The following is a 15,837-nucleotide window of genomic DNA, read 5'->3' as shown; positions in this document are numbered from 1 at the left end:
TCGGCCAACCTGCACACAACCTGACTACGCGATCGCCTCCGCCGTGGGGAAGGTCACCTCGACGCGACCGTGACCATCCGCGATCGCACGGACCGCCACTCCCGCGGACGCGGCGAGACGTTTTACCACGGCCAGCCCCAACCCGTGCCCGGCGCCGCTGGTCACGCCCGCTTCGAAGACCCGGTCGACCTCCGCCGGGTCGAACCCCGGGCCGTCGTCGAGGACATCGATCACGACGCCCTGGGGCTGGACGCGCGCCGTGACCCAGACGCGCGAACTCGCATGCCGCAGGCCGTTCTCCAACAGGGGTGACAACACAGCCACGACGAGTTCGGTTGCCACGGCGACGTCGACATCGGTCGGGACGGCGAGCTCGATGGAGCGACCGGCGATCGCCTGTCGCGCCGCCGCCCTGAGATCGCAGCGGGTACCGCCGTCGATCCGTGTCCGGGCGGCACCCAGAATCGTCGTGATCGCCGTGTTCAGGCGGTCGACCTCGGTCAGAACGGACTCCGGTGCCACCTGGTGACCGGAGAGCTGCGCCAACTGTGCCTCGCCCCGCAGGGCCGTCAGGGGCGTCCGCAACTCGTGGGCGATCTCGTCGGTGAGCCGGCGCTCGTCCGCGAGCGTGTTGTCCACGCGGTCGAGCAGGCGGTCGAGAGTTCGCCCGAGCTCCCCGAATTCATCCCGAGGAACGCCGAGGTCGAATCGGCGCCCGGGTTCGTGATCGCCCCAGTCGTCGGCGAGAGCGGCCATGTCGTGGACCACCCGCAACGCACGACCCACCACGAGGTGCGCGACGACGCCGGCGAGCAGGATCGAGATGCCGCCCAACATGAGCGACATCGTCAGGCTGCGCTGCTCCGACGTCTCGTACGGCGTCAGATCCACCCTCACGACCACCATGACGTGGTGGCCTTCCAGCCGGATCGGCTGGGCATACAGAAGGTGACTGCCGACGGTGGTGGTCTGGGACTGCCCGGAGCCGACGAGCGCATCGACGCGGTCAAGGACGCTGCGCGGCACGATTCCGTCAATGAGGTGCCCGTCGGCGTACACCCAGGAGACCGTGTCCAGCGCTTCGTTGCCGCCCTCGATCAGCACGACGTGGCCACCTCGTACGGCCACGTTCGCCGCCACCGCCTCCGCACGTGTATGCGCCAGAGCGTTCGCGTCGGCGTCGGTCACCTGGCTCAGCAACACGTGCGAGACCACCACCAGGACTGCGACCACCGCTGTCGCGATCAGAACCGCAAGAGCGACAACCCTCCCACGGAAGCCTGTCACTCCCATCGATAGCCCACCCCCCGGACCGTCGCCAGGCGATCGGCCACGCCCAGCGCACCGAGCTTGGTCCGTAGCCGGCGAACATAGGAGTCAAGGGTGTTGTCGCTGACCTGCGCGCCATGCGGCCAGCCCGCGGCGACCAGGGCGTGGCGGCGTACCGCGTCGCCCTGTGAGGCGATGAGCCTGCCCAGCAACCGGAACTCGGTCGGCGTCAGGCTCTCGCTCGTCGAACCGTGGATCACGACATGTTTCGCCGGATCGAGAACGACGCCCCTCGGTGGGGTCGTCGCGGTTGTTCTGCGTAGCAGGGCGCGGACCCTCACCAGCAACTCCGGGATGTCGAACGGTTTCGTCATGTAGTCGTCGGCTCCCGCCTCGAAGCCGCCCACCTTGTGATGCATGCCGTCCAGAGCGGTGAGCATCAGCACCGGGGCATCAACGCCACGGGCCCGCAGCGCCAGGCAGACATCGCGGCCGTCGGCGTCCGGGAGCCCTAGATCCAGAACGACCAGGTGAGGGAGCGGCTCGAGTTGCCGCAGCAGGCTGTCCGCGGTGGAAGCGACTGCGACCGTATGGCCGTCGTGCTCAAGTGCACGCTTGAGGACGTCACGGACCGCCGCATCATCCTCACACACCACAATAAAAGCCACAGGCTGACCCTAGGTACTTCAGCAACGGTTCTCTATTTTCCCTGGCCGGCGCCCTGGTAGTGCGCGAGATCCACCAGTGCGGTGCACCCGCTGACGCAACCCCCGCCACCGACCGGGCGCTGATCACCCTCGCCCCTCCTCGAACCGTGCCGCCCGGCGCCCGCGGTACACCTCGGCGACGAGGGGGACCAGAGACACGACGACGATCAGTGCCACCAGCGGGAGCAGGTAGCGGTCGACGTTCGGGATCGACGAGCCGAGCGCGTACCCCGCGAGGGTGAGGCCGACGCTCCAGGAGTCGCCCGGCAGGAAGAATCCGACCAGCAGGCCTGTCTCGGCGAACATCACCACCGCGACGCCCAGCACACCGAAGGACGCCAGCAGGGAGTGGGCGTCGAGCACGTTCACGGCCAGCTGGGACGCCGCCGGAATCGGTGCCGTCATGGGGCAGCGTCCTTTCGGATGAATGAGTTCAGACAGACCCGGTTCCCGCGATGCCCCTCACCCTACGCCCTACCTCTACGTGATGTAGTAGCCGTTCGGGAATCGTCCGGAATCTCACATATCGCCGGGGGTCGGGCGAGACGACGGAGGTGGCGTCATGGCCGACGCCCTCCGACGATCAGCCTGTTCATCGGGACGCGTACCCCCTGGACCGCCGCGACGGTCTCGACGGTCCTCGCGCCGGTGCTATCACCCTCATAACCGCCGTGACCAGGCGCTTCGGCGAGGCATTCAGGTTGTGGTCAGGCTGGACGCGCGGTAATGAAATTCATGCACCGGAAGTCTCCAAGCGACGGTAAAGGGGCCTGGGACGGCGGAAGGGGGCCATGCCATCGTGCGCACCATGACCACAGACCGTCTCCTCGACGACCGCCCCCTCACCCCCTTGCGCACCATGGCGAACAAGGTGCCGGAAGTGACCGCCTACTTCTGGATCATCAAGGTTCTCACCACCGGGATGGGCGAGACCGCGTCGGATCTGCTGGCCAAGGTCCTCGGCCCGGTGCCGGCGGTCGGTCTCGGAGGTCTCGCCCTGGCGCTCTCCCTGGCCGTGCAGTTCGCCGTGCGCCGTTACGTCGCCTGGGTCTACTGGACGGCAGTCGTCATGGTCAGCGTCTTCGGCACGATGGCCGCCGACGTGCTGCACGTCGGTCTCGGCGTGCCGTACATCGTGTCCACTCCGCTCTTCCTCGTCACGCTGGCCGCGGTCTTCGCCCTCTGGTACGCCGTCGAGCGCACCCTGTCCATCCACAGCATCACCACCCGCAGCCGGGAGCTCTTCTACTGGGCCGCCGTCCTGGCCACCTTCGCCCTCGGCACCGCCGCCGGCGACCTCACCGCGACCGCCGGATTCGGCTACCTCGGCTCGGCCGTCCTCTTCGCCGTGGCGATCTGCGTTCCCGCACTCGCCCACCGCTTCGGAACCCTGGCCGCCGTGCCCGCTTTCTGGACGGCGTACGTCATCACCCGCCCCCTGGGCGCATCCCTCGCCGACTGGATGGCACTCGGGCACACTCGTGGCGGCCTCGGGTTCGGACTCGGTCCGGTCACCCTCGCCTGGACGGTCGCCATCGCCTGCTTCGTCGGCTACCTGGCGGTCTCACGCAAGGACACGTCCTACAACAAGTAGGACATGGGCGGGTAGCCTGTACGCGACGACGGCGAGGGAAGGCGGACGGTGAGGTGACGGGCCAAGGAGACGAGGAAGCCCACGAGGCATCCGGCAGGCGGGCTCGCGGCCAACTGGAGAGCGATGTGCTCGCCGCGCTCTGGGCGGCAGACGGTCCGCGGACCGCGCGGGAAGTCCGGGAACGGCTGCCGGGCGACCTCGCTTACACGACCGTGCTCACCATCCTGTCCCGGCTGCATGACAAGGGCATGCTGGTACGGCACCGCGAGGGCCGTGGCTACGCCTACGAGCCGGCCCGGGACGAGGCCTCGCACACCGCCCAGCGCATGCACTCTCTCCTGACGGGTGGCTCCGACCGTCAGGCGGTGCTGGCCCGCTTCGTCTCGGAACTGTCCGAACAGGACGAGCACCTGCTCCAGCAGTTGTTGTCCAGTCACGACGACGCACTCCGCGAGGACCGGCGTTCGCCCGGGAAGCGCTGAGCCGGTGCTGATCAGCGTCTACATCCCGTTCCTCGTCACGGCCGCACTCGCCGTGCTCGCACCGCCCGTGGCGCACCGGCTGCCCCCGCGCCCAGCGGCCCTGGCGCTGGCCTGCGCCGCGCTGGTGACGGCGGCCGGATGGGCTGGATCCCTTGCCCTGCTGGCTTTCACCGGAGTGGCGCAGATCCCGCAAGTCGCCGAGGAGGGCCGCTGGTCCGTGTCCGCGCTGCGCTCCCAGGATCCCGTCTATGCCGTGGTCGCGGCCGTCAGCACCCTGGTGCTCGCGGCGTGTGTCGTCTCCTTCGGCGTGGCCGCAGTCCGGCAGGGCCGCCACCTGCTCCGGGCCCGGCGGGAGTGCGCCGACCTGCCCGGACACACGGAGCTGGCCGTACTCGACGACGACGTCCCGCTGGCCTTCGCACTGCCTGGGTCACCGGGCCGGATCGTCGTCTCCCGGGGGATGCTGCGCCGTCTCGGTGACGCCGAGCGCGAGGCACTACTCGCCCACGAGCGGGCGCATCTGCGCGGGCGTCACCACGTCTTCCAGAGCGTGTGGCGGCTTACGTCCGCCCTGAACCCATTGCTGCGGCCGGTGGCCGTCGCGGGCAACTTCGTCCTGGAGCGCTGGGCCGACGAGGAGGCCGCCGAGCGGGTCGGTGACCGTACGGTCGTCGCCCACGCCGTGGGCCGCGCGGCCCTGGCATCCGCCGGTGCGTCCCGTCCCGCCGCGCTGGCCGCGACCGGCGGGGTGGTGCCCCAGCGGGTACGGGCCCTGCTGGCCCCGCCGCCCGCCCGTCGCAGCCTGCCCTTGCTGGCGGGCGGTCTGCTGCTGGCCGTCTGCTGCGCGAGCCTGGCCAACGCCGCCTCGGACAGCGACCGCATGCTGGACAGCGCGCAGTGGGCACTGTGCAGGGCACATGCCAATACCACCACCGCCGCCGCCGCCGCGCCGACCGACCACGACGATGCCCCTGGGCACGGACCGGACGGCTGCCGTGCCGCCCCTGATCGTCCGGAGCACGGAGAGCTGCACTTCTGACCTGCCGGGCGCCGGTCCTCACCCCGTCGCGCGGTCGCCCGGCGGACCGGCAGGAGTACGGCGGACATGCGCGGCGCACGGCTCGCACCACGGCGAGCCGGCCGCCGAGCGAGAAGGCCGGTTCACGGGCGAGCGTGAGCCCGATGCCGGCGCCCGGCCCGTCTACGCCGAGTCTGCGTCACTGCCGCTGGCGGCAAGCGGCAGGGCTACGCCTGGGGGCCGGCTCCGGGTCCGTCGGGACGGCCCGGTCTACGCGCGCCTTCCCCCAGGTCCCACTGGCACACGGCCGACTCGCTGCCGGCAGCCGGCTCGCCGGCCCTGGTGCCGGGCCCCCTGGTGCCGGGCCTCTTGGTCCTGGCCGTTCTGGCACGCCGCAAGATGTTGTGAGGCTGCGCCGTCGGACGGGCGGTCAGAGTGGATCCACGGCCGAAGCGGCTTGCTGGGCCGGCGCTGTGGTGGCGTTGAGCTCGGTCGTCAGCAATGGGCGCAGCGACCCATGGCTCAGGGAGCCGACCAGCGGGGTGGCCCACCGGCCCAGTGCCGAGCTGACGAGGAAGGCGACCGGGAGGGCGACGGCAGCGGAGCCGAGGACGTCGTGGGGGTAGTGAGCGCCGACGTAGACCCGGCTGAAGCCCTCCAGTACGGCGAACGCGGCGGCGACGGCGCTCAGCCGGCGGTCGAGCAGGAAGAGCGCTGCCACGGTCGCGGCGGCGACGGCGGCGTGCCCGCTGGGGAAGGCGTAATCCGAAGGTGCCGGGCAGGTGTCGACGAAGTAGGCGTGGGGTATCGACCGGCAGGGCCGCACCTCCGCGACGAGCTTCTTGACGACCTCGGCGGCGGCGAAGGCTGTCAGGACGGCGACCGGCGCGGCCAGCGCGACGGTCATCGCCTGCGGGCCACGGCGGCGTGCGGTCCACCAGCCCGCGATCATGAGGATGGCGAAGACCCCGAGACCAAGGTTGGTCCACACCTCCATGGGCGTGTTGAGCCACTTGGTGTCACGTGCGAAGTCGGTGACCGAGGTGAACAACGAGCCGTCGATGCCGGATCCGTCGAGGGCCAGTTGCGCGGTGGCGGCCGCGGTCATAGGGAGGGGTCCTTCCGTCCTTGTGAGTGCGTCACGTGCTCACGGGATGAGCGAGCGGCAATGGGGTTCGGGCTCTGTCACCGGTCGCCTCGCGCTTGTGAGGTGTCGTTTGAATGACTTGGCGACTACGCCAGAGTGACCACCCGACTAATCTACTACATCTTGTAGATACGAGGAGGGTGGGCCGTCCGCCGCACAGTGCGGCCGTTGTCTCCACGTTCGGGCCGCTGCGCGACGCGGTCATGCCGCGTCTGGCCGGCCGCGGCCGGCCGGATCACGTCGCGCTCACCTTCGACGACGGCCCCGACCACCTGTCCACCCCGCGCTTCCTCGACTTCCTCGACGCACGCGGGCTGCGGGCCACCTTCTTCCTGCTCGGCCCCATGCCGGCCCGCTCACCGGGGCCGGCCAAGGAGACGGCTGCTGCCGGGCACGAGATCGCCGTCCACGGCTGGCACCACCGCCCGCTGCTGCTCCGCGGTCCCCGCGCCGCCGATGACGACCTCGCCCGCGCCCGCGACGCCGTGGCCGACGTCACCGGCAGGCCACCCGTGCTCTTCCGGCCGCCGTACGGGGTGATGAGCACCGCCGCGGTGATGAGCACCGCCGCCCATCTGGTCTGCCGGCGCCTCGGTCTGACCCCGGTGCTGTGGACCTGCTGGGGCGAGGACTGGCGCAGGCGGGCCACCCCACAGTCCGTCGAGCACACCCTCCTGACGGACCTGCGCGGTGGCGGGACCGTCCTGCTGCACGACTCCGACTGCACCTCCACCACCGGCTCCTGGCGCACCACCCTCACCGCGCTGCCGCGCATCCTCGACACCTGCCAGGAACGCGGCTGGCAGGTCGGCCCCCTGCGCGAACACGGCCTCCCCGGCCTGCCCCGCGGGTGAACGCTCACGCCGGGAACACGCCGCCCAGCGCCTGCTGCGCTGCCGGTGTTCGCCCGGGCGACCCCAGAACTTCCGGCGTTCTTCCTCCAGTTCACCACGTCCGTTGGCTGCGTTCCGCCACATCAGAGGTCGGGCTGCCGCTCGCTCTTCGGCCGGACTGAAGCAAACGGTGTGCTGGTCACAGGTGTCGGTTCTGTGATGCGGATCCGGCGTCGGGTTCGGCTCGCGAACGAGACGGAGAGCGCGAGCGCGGTGATGAACGAGATGACGCCGCCCAGGACCAGGGTGAAGCGGGCCCCGAGAGCGTCGGACACCAGGCCGACCAGCGGGGCGCCGACGGGGGTGCCGCCGAGGAGGACGAGGAAGTAGACGGACAGGACGCGGCCCCTCAGCCGTGGGTCGGCATGGAGCTGGATCAGCGCGTTGGCGGTGGTGGTCACGGTCACCGCGGCACATCCGGTGAGGAACAGCAGGACCAGGAACGAGCCGTAGCTCGGCATGAGGCCCTGCGCGACTTCCAGTGCGCCGAAGCCGATCGTGGTGGAGGTCAGACGGCGTGCGGTGGGCGGCTTGCCGTGGTTGGCCCAGTGGATCGCGCCGAGGAGGCTGCCCAGAGCGTAGGCGGCGGAGAGGTAGCCGAAGGTGGCGGCGCCCGTGTGGAACACCGTGACGGCGACGAGCGAGACGGTGACCTGGAAGTTGAGACCGAAGGTGCCGACGAAGGCGATGAGGCTGATCGGCAGGAGCAGTTCCGGGGTGGTGGCGATGTGGCGGAGTGCCTCGCGCGCTCGGGTGGGACCCGGTCGCGGGCGGACAGGGGCATCCGGCGCGTCGGTACGGATGGTGGTCAGGCCGTAGAGGACGGCCAGGTACGAGGCGGCGTTCAGGAGGAACACCGGGCCGGTGCCGAACGCTGCGACGGTCAGGCCGGCGAGGGCCGGTCCGACGGCACGGGCCACGTTGAACTGGGCGGCGTTCAGGCTGACCGCGCCGGCCGTGTGCTCGCGGGAGACGAGTTCGCAGATGTAGGCGTTGCGGGCGGGACTGTCCACGGCGGTGGCGGTGCCGAGGGCGAAGGCCAGCGCGTAGAGGGACAGCAGGTTCACCGCTCCGGTCACCGTGAGCAGTCCCAGCAGGAGCGACTGGGCGGCCATCGCCGTCTGGGTCAGGAGCAGCGTCCGTCGCTTGGGGTACCGGTCGGCCAGCACGCCTCCGGTCAGTCCGAGCAGGGTCTGCGGCAGGAACTGAAGTGCGGTCACGATGCCGACCGCGCTGCCGCTGTTGCCGGTGGTGTGAAGGACGAGCAGGTCCTGGGCGGCGCGCTGCATCCATGTGCCGATGTTGGAGACCAGCTGCCCGAGCAGGTAGCGCCGGAGGTTGCGGACGGCGAGTGCTTGCGTCACCGGCATGCGAAAGACGGCACTCATGACGTCTGGCGGACATACGTGTCGCCTGCGACGGGCGCGCCGGTGTCGTCGAGGTGGTGGAAGGTCGGGTGGGGGTGCATGAGGAACGCGTGGTGGGAGATGTTCCACGCGTAGGCGCCGGCCATGGCGAAGGCGACGCGGTCGCCGACGCGCAGCCGTTCGATCATGATCCGGCTTGCCAGTACGTCCTTGGGCGTGCACAGCTGCCCGACCAGCGTCACCGGCGCGTCCCGGACCCCGGGACGGTTCCAGGGCCGGAGCCAGGTGTCGTCGGGGATCACCTCGAAGGGCTGGTCGTGCTGTTTCGCGGCTGGGGTGCGCAGGTGGTGGGTGCCTCCGCGCAGTACGGCGAACGCGTGCCCCCGGCTGAACTTGATGTCCAGGACCTGGGTGACGTACCAACCGCAGTAGGCGCTGACCGAGCGGCCTGGTTCGATCCGGAGGGTGAGGTGGGGATGGCGGGCGAGGATCCGGCGCAGTCCGGCGCCGAAGGCCGGCCAGTCGAACACTCTGGGCGGATGCGTGTAGTCGACGCCCATGCCGCCGCCCACGTTGACTTCGCGCAGGTCCACTCCGCGATCGCGGGCCCAGCTCTCGGCCCAGGCGAGGACCTTGTCGACTAGCAGGAGATGGGGCTGGGCCTGGAGGCCGCTGGCAAGGTGGAGGTGGAGGCCGCGTAGTCGGACGCCCGGGACCGACTCCATCACCTCCAGGCAGCGGTCGAGTTGTACGGGATCCATCCCGAACGGCCCGCCGCCCATGGCCAGGGCGACCCGGCCCACGTCGACGGGCAGGTTGACGCGCAGCAGGACGTCCACGGTCCGGTCGCCCAGCAGAGTGCTGAGCAGGCGGAGTTCGTGTTCGCTCTCGATGTGCAGGCGCTCGGCTCCCGCGTCCAGTGCGCGGGCCAGCTCCTGCTGGGTCTTCCCCGGGCCGCCGAAGGCGATCGGTGCTTCGGGGACGATGGCGCGGACGTGGTCCAGTTCGCCGCCGGAGGCCACCTCGAAGCCGTGGACGTGTGCGGCGAGGGTGCGCAGGATCCGGGGGTCGGAGTTGGCCTTGGCCGCATACAGCAGCTCGACGCGGTCCGGCAGTGCGTCCCGGATCGTACGCACGTGTTCGCGCAGGTCGGACAGGTCGTAGACATAGGCGGGCAGATCGTCGTCGGGCAGCGCGGCGACGAGGTCGTACGTCTCGGGCCTCACCGGACCACCTCGCGGGGGAAGTCCGCGCCGAGCGGGCTGGGCAGGGGCACGTAGGTCGCGTGGCGGTCGGCCTTGCGGGACCAGCGCAGCAGGAGGTTGGCCTTGGCCGGCAGCGGTACGCCGGACAGCAGGGCGCGCAGGCGCGGCGGTTCGGCGGCGGTGCGGGCGTAGCCGGCGAGGTGGTCGCGGACCAGGCCCCACAGGGCGGGTTCCAGCGCCGGGTCGAGGTCGGCCAGCGCGCTGAGGAGTTCGGCGGTGTGGTTGACCAGGAGGCAGTACGCAACCCGGTTCCAGCCGTGTTCGGGGTCGTAGGTGAGGGGACCGCGCACCTCGTCCGGGAGGTCGGCGAGGGCCTGCCGGTGGCGGCCGGGCAGGAGCTTGGTGCCCTCCAGGTCGCGGAAGAACATCTGCGCGGGCGTGCCGTCGGCCTCGACGCCGACGACGACGTTCTGCAGATGGGGTTCGAGCACGACGCCGTGTTCGAAGTAGGCGGCCAGTACCGGCGGCAGCAACAGCCCGAGGTACGCGTCCCACCAGGCCAGGATGTCACCGTCGCCGCGGGCGAGCAGCTGGGAGACATGGGCTGCGCCGGTCGGATACTCGTCCGCCACCGCGGCGGCGAGCAGGGGTGTGACCCCGGGACGCAGATGGTGGCGCAGGCCGGAGCGGACGATGACGCCGAAGCCCTCCAGGAGGGCGGTGTCGCCGGCCGTGTCGAGGGTGCGGTAGCCGGGCTCGGCCAGGAGCGCGCAGCCCGGGAAGCGGTCGGTGAGCCGGGCGAAGACGGGCTGGAGCAGCCGGTTGAGGGCGACGGCACCGGACAGCTCGTAACTCGCGTGCTTGCGGACGCAGTTGGTGAGGCGGACGTTGAGGCTGAACTTCAGGAACGCGTCGGTTTCCGGGGCGTACAGCGTCCGCACCGATGCGGTCGGCACCAGTTCCGGTCCGCCCGTGCCGGTGTCCACGACATCCCCGGCGGCGACCGCCTCGCGCAGCCGGTCGCAGTCCTTCAGCAGCCGGTACTGCCAGGGGTGCACGGGGAGTACGGCGAACTCCGGGTCGGCCACCGGGTGCAGCGCGTCCAGCGCGTGCGGCTCGCCCTCCTCCCGTGCGAGGTGGCGCCGCACGGCCAGGTAGCGCAGGCGGAAGCGGGTGCCGGTCTCCGGGCCGTACGCCAGCCAGTCCGCCGGGTCGCCGGTACGGGCCTTGGGCGTGGGGTGGAAACGATGGCCGAACACCAGGGACTGCTCCGAGGCCACGTACGAATCCGCGGGCGCCCGGACACCCGCCCGCTCCTCCAGTACGACGCGGATCGTCTCCCGGCTGTCCGCCACCTGGCCCAGGAACTCCTCGTTGGCCAGGCCCGTGCGCTGTTCCAGTTCGTCCTGGATGCAGCCGGCCAGCTCGCGCCAGTCCACGGTCACCCAGGAATCGCCGTCGAGCCGCTGCACCGAGCCCTGGAAGCGATGGGCTCCGATCAACGAGGTCCGACGCAGATCGGCACGGAGCAGAAGGCCCCGGCGGGGCAGTCGTAGCAGGAGGTGGTCGTCGACGACCGTCACCTGGTGCTCGGGGGCGGAGACCTCGCGGATCAGGCAGTTGAGCAGTGTGTGGGTGGTGACGAGGTCGGCCGTCCGCGACGGCTCCGCGGTCGGGGAAGGGACGGTGGTGGCGCTATCGGTGTGGGGGGCCGTGCCGGTGGTCATGTGGTCGCTCCAGTGGGACAGCGGTCGGTGTCGGAGGTCAACGGCACAGCGCCAGGGGGTTGGGCACGGACGTCCATTGCGCGGCGCCCGGGTTCTCGGACAGGCGCATGGCGATGGTCGCCTTCAGCGGCATCGTGTCCCCGAAGAACGCTGCCGCGTCCTCCTGGTCCGGCAGGGCGGCGAACACGCGGCGTCCGGCCTCGGCGACCGTGCCCCACAGCGCCCGTGGCTCAGCCGCCCTGGTCCGGCCGAGGATGTCGACCAGCTCGCTGAAGACCCCGCTGACCAGGCCGCCGAAGAGCTTGGTGTGCAGAGCGCCCACGTCGTCGCCGGCGCGGGTGCCGAGCAGCGGGGGCAGGGTGAAACCGCACCGGGCCAGGCGACGCGGGCTGACCCGCACGCCGTCCAGGTCCCGGTACAGCACCCGCCCCGGCCGTCCGTTCCGCAGGACGACCAGGGTGTTCTGGCCGTGTGCCTCCAGTGCCACCCCCATGGACAGCAGCGTCAGGGCCGGCGGCAGGACGAGGCCGGCGAGGTCCGCCAGCCAGCGCATCGGGTCCCCCGACACCATGGCGGCTCCGGTCGCGTGCACGGCCGTGAGCGGAACGGCGATCTCCCCGGCGTCGAGGTGGCAGTCGGTCGATTCCCGGATCATGGTGGTGAGGCTTGGGGAGGGCTGTCCGTCCACGCACACCGAGCCGCCGCCCAGCTCCCGCAGGACGCGCAGGCTGTCGCCGTGTCCGGCCTTGTCGATGACGGCCGCGACCAGGTCGGACAGTGGGGGCCCGTCGGCGACCTCGGCCGGGGAGATGGTGCGCCGGTAGTTGGTGACCTGGACGTCGAGCGCGGTCTTGACGTGGCAGCCGGGCAGGGCGCCCAGCGGTGCGAGGGTACGCAGCGACAGCAGCGGGCGGGCCGGGATCGTCTCCTCCACGACGGCCAGGTCGCGGTGGTGCCGGAGCACGTGGTCCCGCTGCCAGGGGTGCAGCGGCAGCAGGTAGGCGTCGCCGTCCCGCAGTGTCCGCGGCCAGTCGCCGGCGCCCTGCCAGCGGTCGGCCGGGACCCGGACCAGTGCCAGTCGGACGACCGGGTGGTGTTCGGGCGCGTAGGCGAGCACATCGGCGACGGACATGCCGGTGCGCGTCCGGCAGCAGGGGTGCTGCGGGTGGCCGTCGACGACCGCCTGCTCGGCATCCGCCGAGTCCGCCGGAGTGCCCTTCCGGCCCGCGTTCGCGGCTCTGGCCAGGGCCAGGTTGACGACGCTGTTGTCGAGTTCGGCCGCCAGACGCTCCGCCGCGGGGGTACGCAGGCCCAGCTGTCCCAGCAGCCGGGCCGGGTCGCTGATCGGCCCCTCCGGCCCCGACACGGCGAAGTCCCGCGAAACGTCGGCGAACGGACGCGCCCCCGCCTCGGCCCCCGTGAGCGAACCGCCCCGTTGCAGCTCGACAACCAAGGATTCGGACTCACGGCGACGCGTGGTCACACCGGGCAGGGGTTCTCGTCCGAAGGCGCCCCACAGTCGGGCCAGCACGGTGGCGCGTGCTTCCGGGAGCGCGGTCGCGAAGGGCTCCACCAGGTCCGGTCGGATGCGGCGCAGTTCGTCGATGGGCATGCGGTGTCCCTGGTTCTTGCGGTGGCGGGTTGTCCGGTGGTGCTCCGGTGGCACCGACCGCCGAACCGACGCTACGGGAAGACGATCAAGGGAATTGCCAGAGCGAATACAACGGGAGGTCGCGGACAGCCCCCGAAACAGCGTTTCGCCTTGCGCGGTTCCGGCCGATCCAGCCGCGGAGGACGACGGGACCTGGAGGCTGACCCTGGATCAGATTCCGACTGTCACCTGGGAGACCGAGCACCGGCGTCCGACGTCTTAACTCTTTGCTTACGCCACGCTGGCCAGGCCCTTGATGTCGTCAAGAAGCCGCGCCACAGCGAATGAGCCGACCGTGGAAGATCACTGGCTCGGGGGAGCTTGCGGCGTTTGCGCCACGCGCCGTGGCCGCTGTCTGTGAGCCTTTCGGCATGCGTGTCTTGCTGATCGAGGACGACGACCGGGTGGCCGGGCCGTTGGCGGAGGGGCTGCGCCGTTTCGGGTTCGCCGTGGAACACGCCAGAACGGGGGCCGAGGGCCTCGCCGCGCCGGAGGCGGCGATGGTGCTGCTGGACCTGGGGCTGCCCGACATGGACGGCATCGACGTCTGCCGGGCTCTGAGGTCCCGCTCGTCCGTACCGATCATCATGATCACGGCCAGGGACGACGAGGTGGACCGTGTGCTCGGGCTCGAACTGGGCGCGGACGACTACGTCTCCAAGCCCTTCGGCGTACGGGAACTCGTCGCCCGGATCCGGGCCGTCACCCGCCGCGCCCGCCCAGCGGTTGCGGACCCCCAGTGTGGATCTTCGAAGCGCTCGGACGGCCTCGATCACCCCGGGACGCCCGACATCCAGCGGATCGGCCCGCTGACCATCGACCGCCGCACCCGGCAGGTACACCTGCACCAGTCGTCCATCGCCCTCGCACCCAAGGAGTTCGACCTGCTCACCTGCCTCGCCGAGGACCCCGGCGCCGTCTGCTCCCGCCGGCAGATCCTCGACACGGTCTGGGAACCGAACTTCTTCGGCCCCACCAAGACCCTGGACGTCCACATCGCCGCGCTGCGCCGCAAACTCGGCGACGCATCATGGATCGAGAACATCCGCGGAATCGGCTTCCGCCTCGTTCCCCCGGCACACCTCGACGCCACTTCCTCCGCGGTGCAGGCGCGCGGCGGAGAGATCCGGTGACCCGTCGCCTCCTGCTCAGCCACCTGAGCCTCATACTGCTCGTCCTGCTCGCGCTCGAAGTGCCGTTCGGCGTCTTCTACGCCCGCAGCGAGCTGGCCCGCTTCTCCCGCACGGCGGAGCAAGGGGCGATGACGCTCGCGGAGGTCTGCGAGGACAAGATGGAGCACGGACTGACAACCGACCTGCCGGACCTCGCCCGCGCGTACGGGCGGCGGACCGGCGGTACCGTGCTTGTCGCCGATCGCCGGGGTGTCGTCCTCACCGACACCGCTGCCCACGCCGTGGTCGGCAAGGACCTGTCCGCCGAGCCGGACATCTCCACGGCACTGCACGACCGCCCCACCGTCGGCACGCGCAGGGCCCCGCCCGCGGACAGTGAATTCCTCTTCGTCACCGTGCCAGGCGGGTCCAGTCCCGCCGTCGCCTGTGTGGTGCGAACGGTGTACGCACTGGGCCCGCTCAAGGCCAGGGTGCGCACCACCTGGCTGGTCCTCGCCGCTCTCGGTCTCGGGGTCCTCGCCGTGGCCTCCCTGATCGGGTTCGCACTCGCGCGCTCGATCACCCGCCCGGTGCAGGCCCTGGAACGCGCCACCGCGCAACTCGCCGAAGGCCGGATCACCGATCCCCCGGCCACCGACCACGGGCCGCCGGAACTGCGCCGGCTCGCCGCGTCGTTCACGCGGACCGCGACCCGGCTTCAGCACCTGCTCCAGGCTCAGCAGGCGTTCGCCTCCGACGTGTCACACCAGCTGAAGACGCCCCTGACCTCGCTACGCCTGCGCCTGGAGAACTTCGAGCCGCACCTCGCCCCCTGCGCCCAGGACAGCCTCGACAAGGCACTCGGGGAACTGGAGCGGCTCAGCCTCATGGTGCAGGGGCTGCTCGCTCTCGCACGGCTGGAGAACACGGAGATCCGGGCAGAAGCCGCCGATCTCAATGCCGTCGTCTCCGATCGCGCGGACATCTGGGCGGCCTTCGCCGACGAGCAGCAGGTCGACCTCATCGTGTCCGGAGGCACGTCCGTTCCGGTGTTGGCAGTCCCCGGCGCACTGGAACAGATCATCGACAACCTGCTCTCCAACGCGCTCCGCGTGTCCGCGCCGGGAACCTCTGTCACGCTGGCCGTCATCACCACCCCCGCACAAGGCACCCGCACCCCGTCCATGGCCGAGCTGCATGTGATCGACCAGGGCCCCGGCATGACCGAGACCGAACGGCGCAGAGCCTTCGACCGCTTCTGGCGAGCTCCCCACGCCGACCACGACGGCACCGGCCTCGGTCTGCCACTGGTCCGGCACCTCACCCGCGCCGGAGGCGGCGAGGTCACCCTGGAGGCAGCCCCCGGCGGCGGGCTCGACGCCGTCGTCCGCCTCCGGCACGCCGAATGCCGCGAGCAGCAGGATCGCCTCGTCACCACCGCGGACATCGACACGGCGGCCCGATCCGCACCCGCACGGTGAGGCGCGGGTGCCCTACACATCGGTTGCGCACCCCGGGCATCTCCCCAGCTGCCCGGCGTCCCAGAACCCGTCCTGACGACCTGCGGCCCTTCCTTCACCACCGGAGCCCGCACGGCCCCGACTCCTACCGACTCGGCAAGGTTCGGGGAAAGCCCTCGGCCGGCTCCCAGCCCTCGCGGGCTAC

General features: G+C 71.0%; 14 protein-coding genes. 6 read left to right on the top strand and 8 right to left on the bottom strand.

Annotation, left to right across the window (positions count from 1 at the left end; translation table 11 throughout):
* Nucleotides 1-24: 24 nt before the first annotated feature.
* From ABZ915_RS12115 to ABZ915_RS12105, 3 genes are all read right to left on the bottom strand, one after another.
* Entirely contained in the window at nucleotides 25-1,233 is a 1,209-nt protein-coding gene (locus ABZ915_RS12115) for a HAMP domain-containing sensor histidine kinase (protein WP_361799923.1), read from the bottom strand.
* Between the two features lie 50 nt (nucleotides 1,234-1,283).
* A complete protein-coding gene (locus tag ABZ915_RS12110; RefSeq protein ID WP_361799920.1) occupies nucleotides 1,284-1,937 on the bottom strand; it encodes a response regulator transcription factor in 654 nt (217 codons plus the stop codon).
* A gap of 123 nt (nucleotides 1,938-2,060) precedes the next feature.
* Nucleotides 2,061-2,381, bottom strand: a complete 321-nt coding sequence (locus ABZ915_RS12105) for a hypothetical protein (protein ID WP_361799918.1) — start codon at nucleotides 2,379-2,381, stop codon at nucleotides 2,061-2,063.
* Between the two features lie 403 nt (nucleotides 2,382-2,784).
* Here ABZ915_RS12105 and ABZ915_RS12100 point away from each other — a divergent pair, with 403 nt between their 5' ends.
* The 3 genes from ABZ915_RS12100 to ABZ915_RS12090 are packed head-to-tail and all read left to right on the top strand — an operon-like array spanning nucleotide 2,785 to nucleotide 5,091.
* A complete protein-coding gene (locus tag ABZ915_RS12100) occupies nucleotides 2,785-3,570 on the top strand; it encodes a hypothetical protein (protein ID WP_361799915.1) in 786 nt (261 codons plus the stop codon).
* A 53-nt stretch (nucleotides 3,571-3,623) separates the two neighbouring features.
* Entirely contained in the window at nucleotides 3,624-4,052 is a 429-nt protein-coding gene (locus ABZ915_RS12095) for a BlaI/MecI/CopY family transcriptional regulator (RefSeq protein ID WP_361799912.1), read from the top strand.
* A 4-nt stretch (nucleotides 4,053-4,056) separates the two neighbouring features.
* A complete protein-coding gene (locus ABZ915_RS12090; protein WP_361799909.1) occupies nucleotides 4,057-5,091 on the top strand; it encodes a M56 family metallopeptidase in 1,035 nt (344 codons plus the stop codon).
* Nucleotides 5,092-5,500: 409 nt separating this feature from the next.
* Here the strand turns inward: ABZ915_RS12090 and ABZ915_RS12085 are convergent, their stop codons facing one another.
* Nucleotides 5,501-6,178, bottom strand: a complete 678-nt coding sequence (locus ABZ915_RS12085) for a phosphatase PAP2 family protein (protein WP_361799906.1) — start codon at nucleotides 6,176-6,178, stop codon at nucleotides 5,501-5,503.
* 179 nt (nucleotides 6,179-6,357) lie between these two features.
* Between ABZ915_RS12085 and ABZ915_RS12080 the strand changes: the two genes are divergently transcribed.
* On the top strand, nucleotides 6,358-7,071 hold the full coding sequence (locus ABZ915_RS12080; protein ID WP_361799903.1) for a polysaccharide deacetylase family protein: 714 nt from the start codon (nucleotides 6,358-6,360) through the stop codon (nucleotides 7,069-7,071).
* Between the two features lie 122 nt (nucleotides 7,072-7,193).
* Here ABZ915_RS12080 and ABZ915_RS12075 read toward each other — a convergent pair whose 3' ends face one another.
* From ABZ915_RS12075 to ABZ915_RS12060, 4 genes are read right to left on the bottom strand one after another with little or no spacing between them, the layout of a single operon-like run.
* Entirely contained in the window at nucleotides 7,194-8,480 is a 1,287-nt protein-coding gene (locus tag ABZ915_RS12075; RefSeq protein WP_361799900.1) for an MFS transporter, read from the bottom strand.
* Between the two features lie 14 nt (nucleotides 8,481-8,494).
* Nucleotides 8,495-9,703 carry a type III PLP-dependent enzyme gene (locus ABZ915_RS12070; protein ID WP_361799897.1) on the bottom strand — a complete coding sequence of 403 codons (1,209 nt, stop codon included), beginning with the start codon at nucleotides 9,701-9,703 and terminating at the stop codon, nucleotides 8,495-8,497.
* Nucleotides 9,700-11,409 carry an IucA/IucC family protein gene (locus ABZ915_RS12065; protein ID WP_361799894.1) on the bottom strand — a complete coding sequence of 570 codons (1,710 nt, stop codon included), beginning with the start codon at nucleotides 11,407-11,409 and terminating at the stop codon, nucleotides 9,700-9,702. The genes ABZ915_RS12070 and ABZ915_RS12065 overlap by 4 nt, the downstream gene beginning before the upstream one ends.
* A 37-nt stretch (nucleotides 11,410-11,446) precedes the next feature.
* Nucleotides 11,447-13,021 (bottom strand): IucA/IucC family protein, encoded by a 1,575-nt coding sequence (locus ABZ915_RS12060; protein ID WP_361799891.1) that lies wholly within the window; start codon nucleotides 13,019-13,021, stop codon nucleotides 11,447-11,449.
* Between the two features lie 410 nt (nucleotides 13,022-13,431).
* Between ABZ915_RS12060 and ABZ915_RS12055 the strand changes: the two genes are divergently transcribed.
* Both ABZ915_RS12055 and ABZ915_RS12050 read left to right on the top strand, forming a co-directional pair.
* A complete protein-coding gene (locus ABZ915_RS12055; protein WP_361799888.1) occupies nucleotides 13,432-14,193 on the top strand; it encodes a response regulator transcription factor in 762 nt (253 codons plus the stop codon).
* Nucleotides 14,190-15,653 (top strand): HAMP domain-containing sensor histidine kinase, encoded by a 1,464-nt coding sequence (locus tag ABZ915_RS12050; RefSeq protein ID WP_361799885.1) that lies wholly within the window; start codon nucleotides 14,190-14,192, stop codon nucleotides 15,651-15,653. The genes ABZ915_RS12055 and ABZ915_RS12050 overlap by 4 nt, the downstream gene beginning before the upstream one ends.
* The last annotated feature ends 184 nt before the right edge of the window (nucleotides 15,654-15,837 follow it).

The organism is Streptomyces sp. NPDC046915, from assembly GCF_040644935.1.
In the GTDB taxonomy this organism is placed as follows: Bacteria; Actinomycetota; Actinomycetes; order Streptomycetales; family Streptomycetaceae; genus Streptomyces.
Note: the sequence above shows the minus strand (reverse complement) of the source record. Positions and strands in the feature narration are given on the sequence as shown.

What these genes read in the sequence shown, in the direction of transcription:
- ABZ915_RS12105 (WP_361799918.1), bottom strand. Translation starts at nt 2,381, where the DNA reads ATGACGGCACCGATTCCGGCGGCGTCCCAGCTGGCCGTGAACGTGCTC.
- ABZ915_RS12100 (WP_361799915.1), top strand. Translation starts at nt 2,785, where the DNA reads ATGACCACAGACCGTCTCCTCGACGACCGCCCCCTCACCCCCTTGCGC.
- ABZ915_RS12085 (WP_361799906.1), bottom strand. Translation starts at nt 6,178, where the DNA reads ATGACCGCGGCCGCCACCGCGCAACTGGCCCTCGACGGATCCGGCATC.
- ABZ915_RS12075 (WP_361799900.1), bottom strand. Translation starts at nt 8,480, where the DNA reads ATGCCGGTGACGCAAGCACTCGCCGTCCGCAACCTCCGGCGCTACCTG.
- ABZ915_RS12065 (WP_361799894.1), bottom strand. Translation starts at nt 11,409, where the DNA reads ATGACCACCGGCACGGCCCCCCACACCGATAGCGCCACCACCGTCCCT.
- ABZ915_RS12060 (WP_361799891.1), bottom strand. Translation starts at nt 13,021, where the DNA reads ATGCCCATCGACGAACTGCGCCGCATCCGACCGGACCTGGTGGAGCCC.
- ABZ915_RS12055 (WP_361799888.1), top strand. Translation starts at nt 13,432, where the DNA reads ATGCGTGTCTTGCTGATCGAGGACGACGACCGGGTGGCCGGGCCGTTG.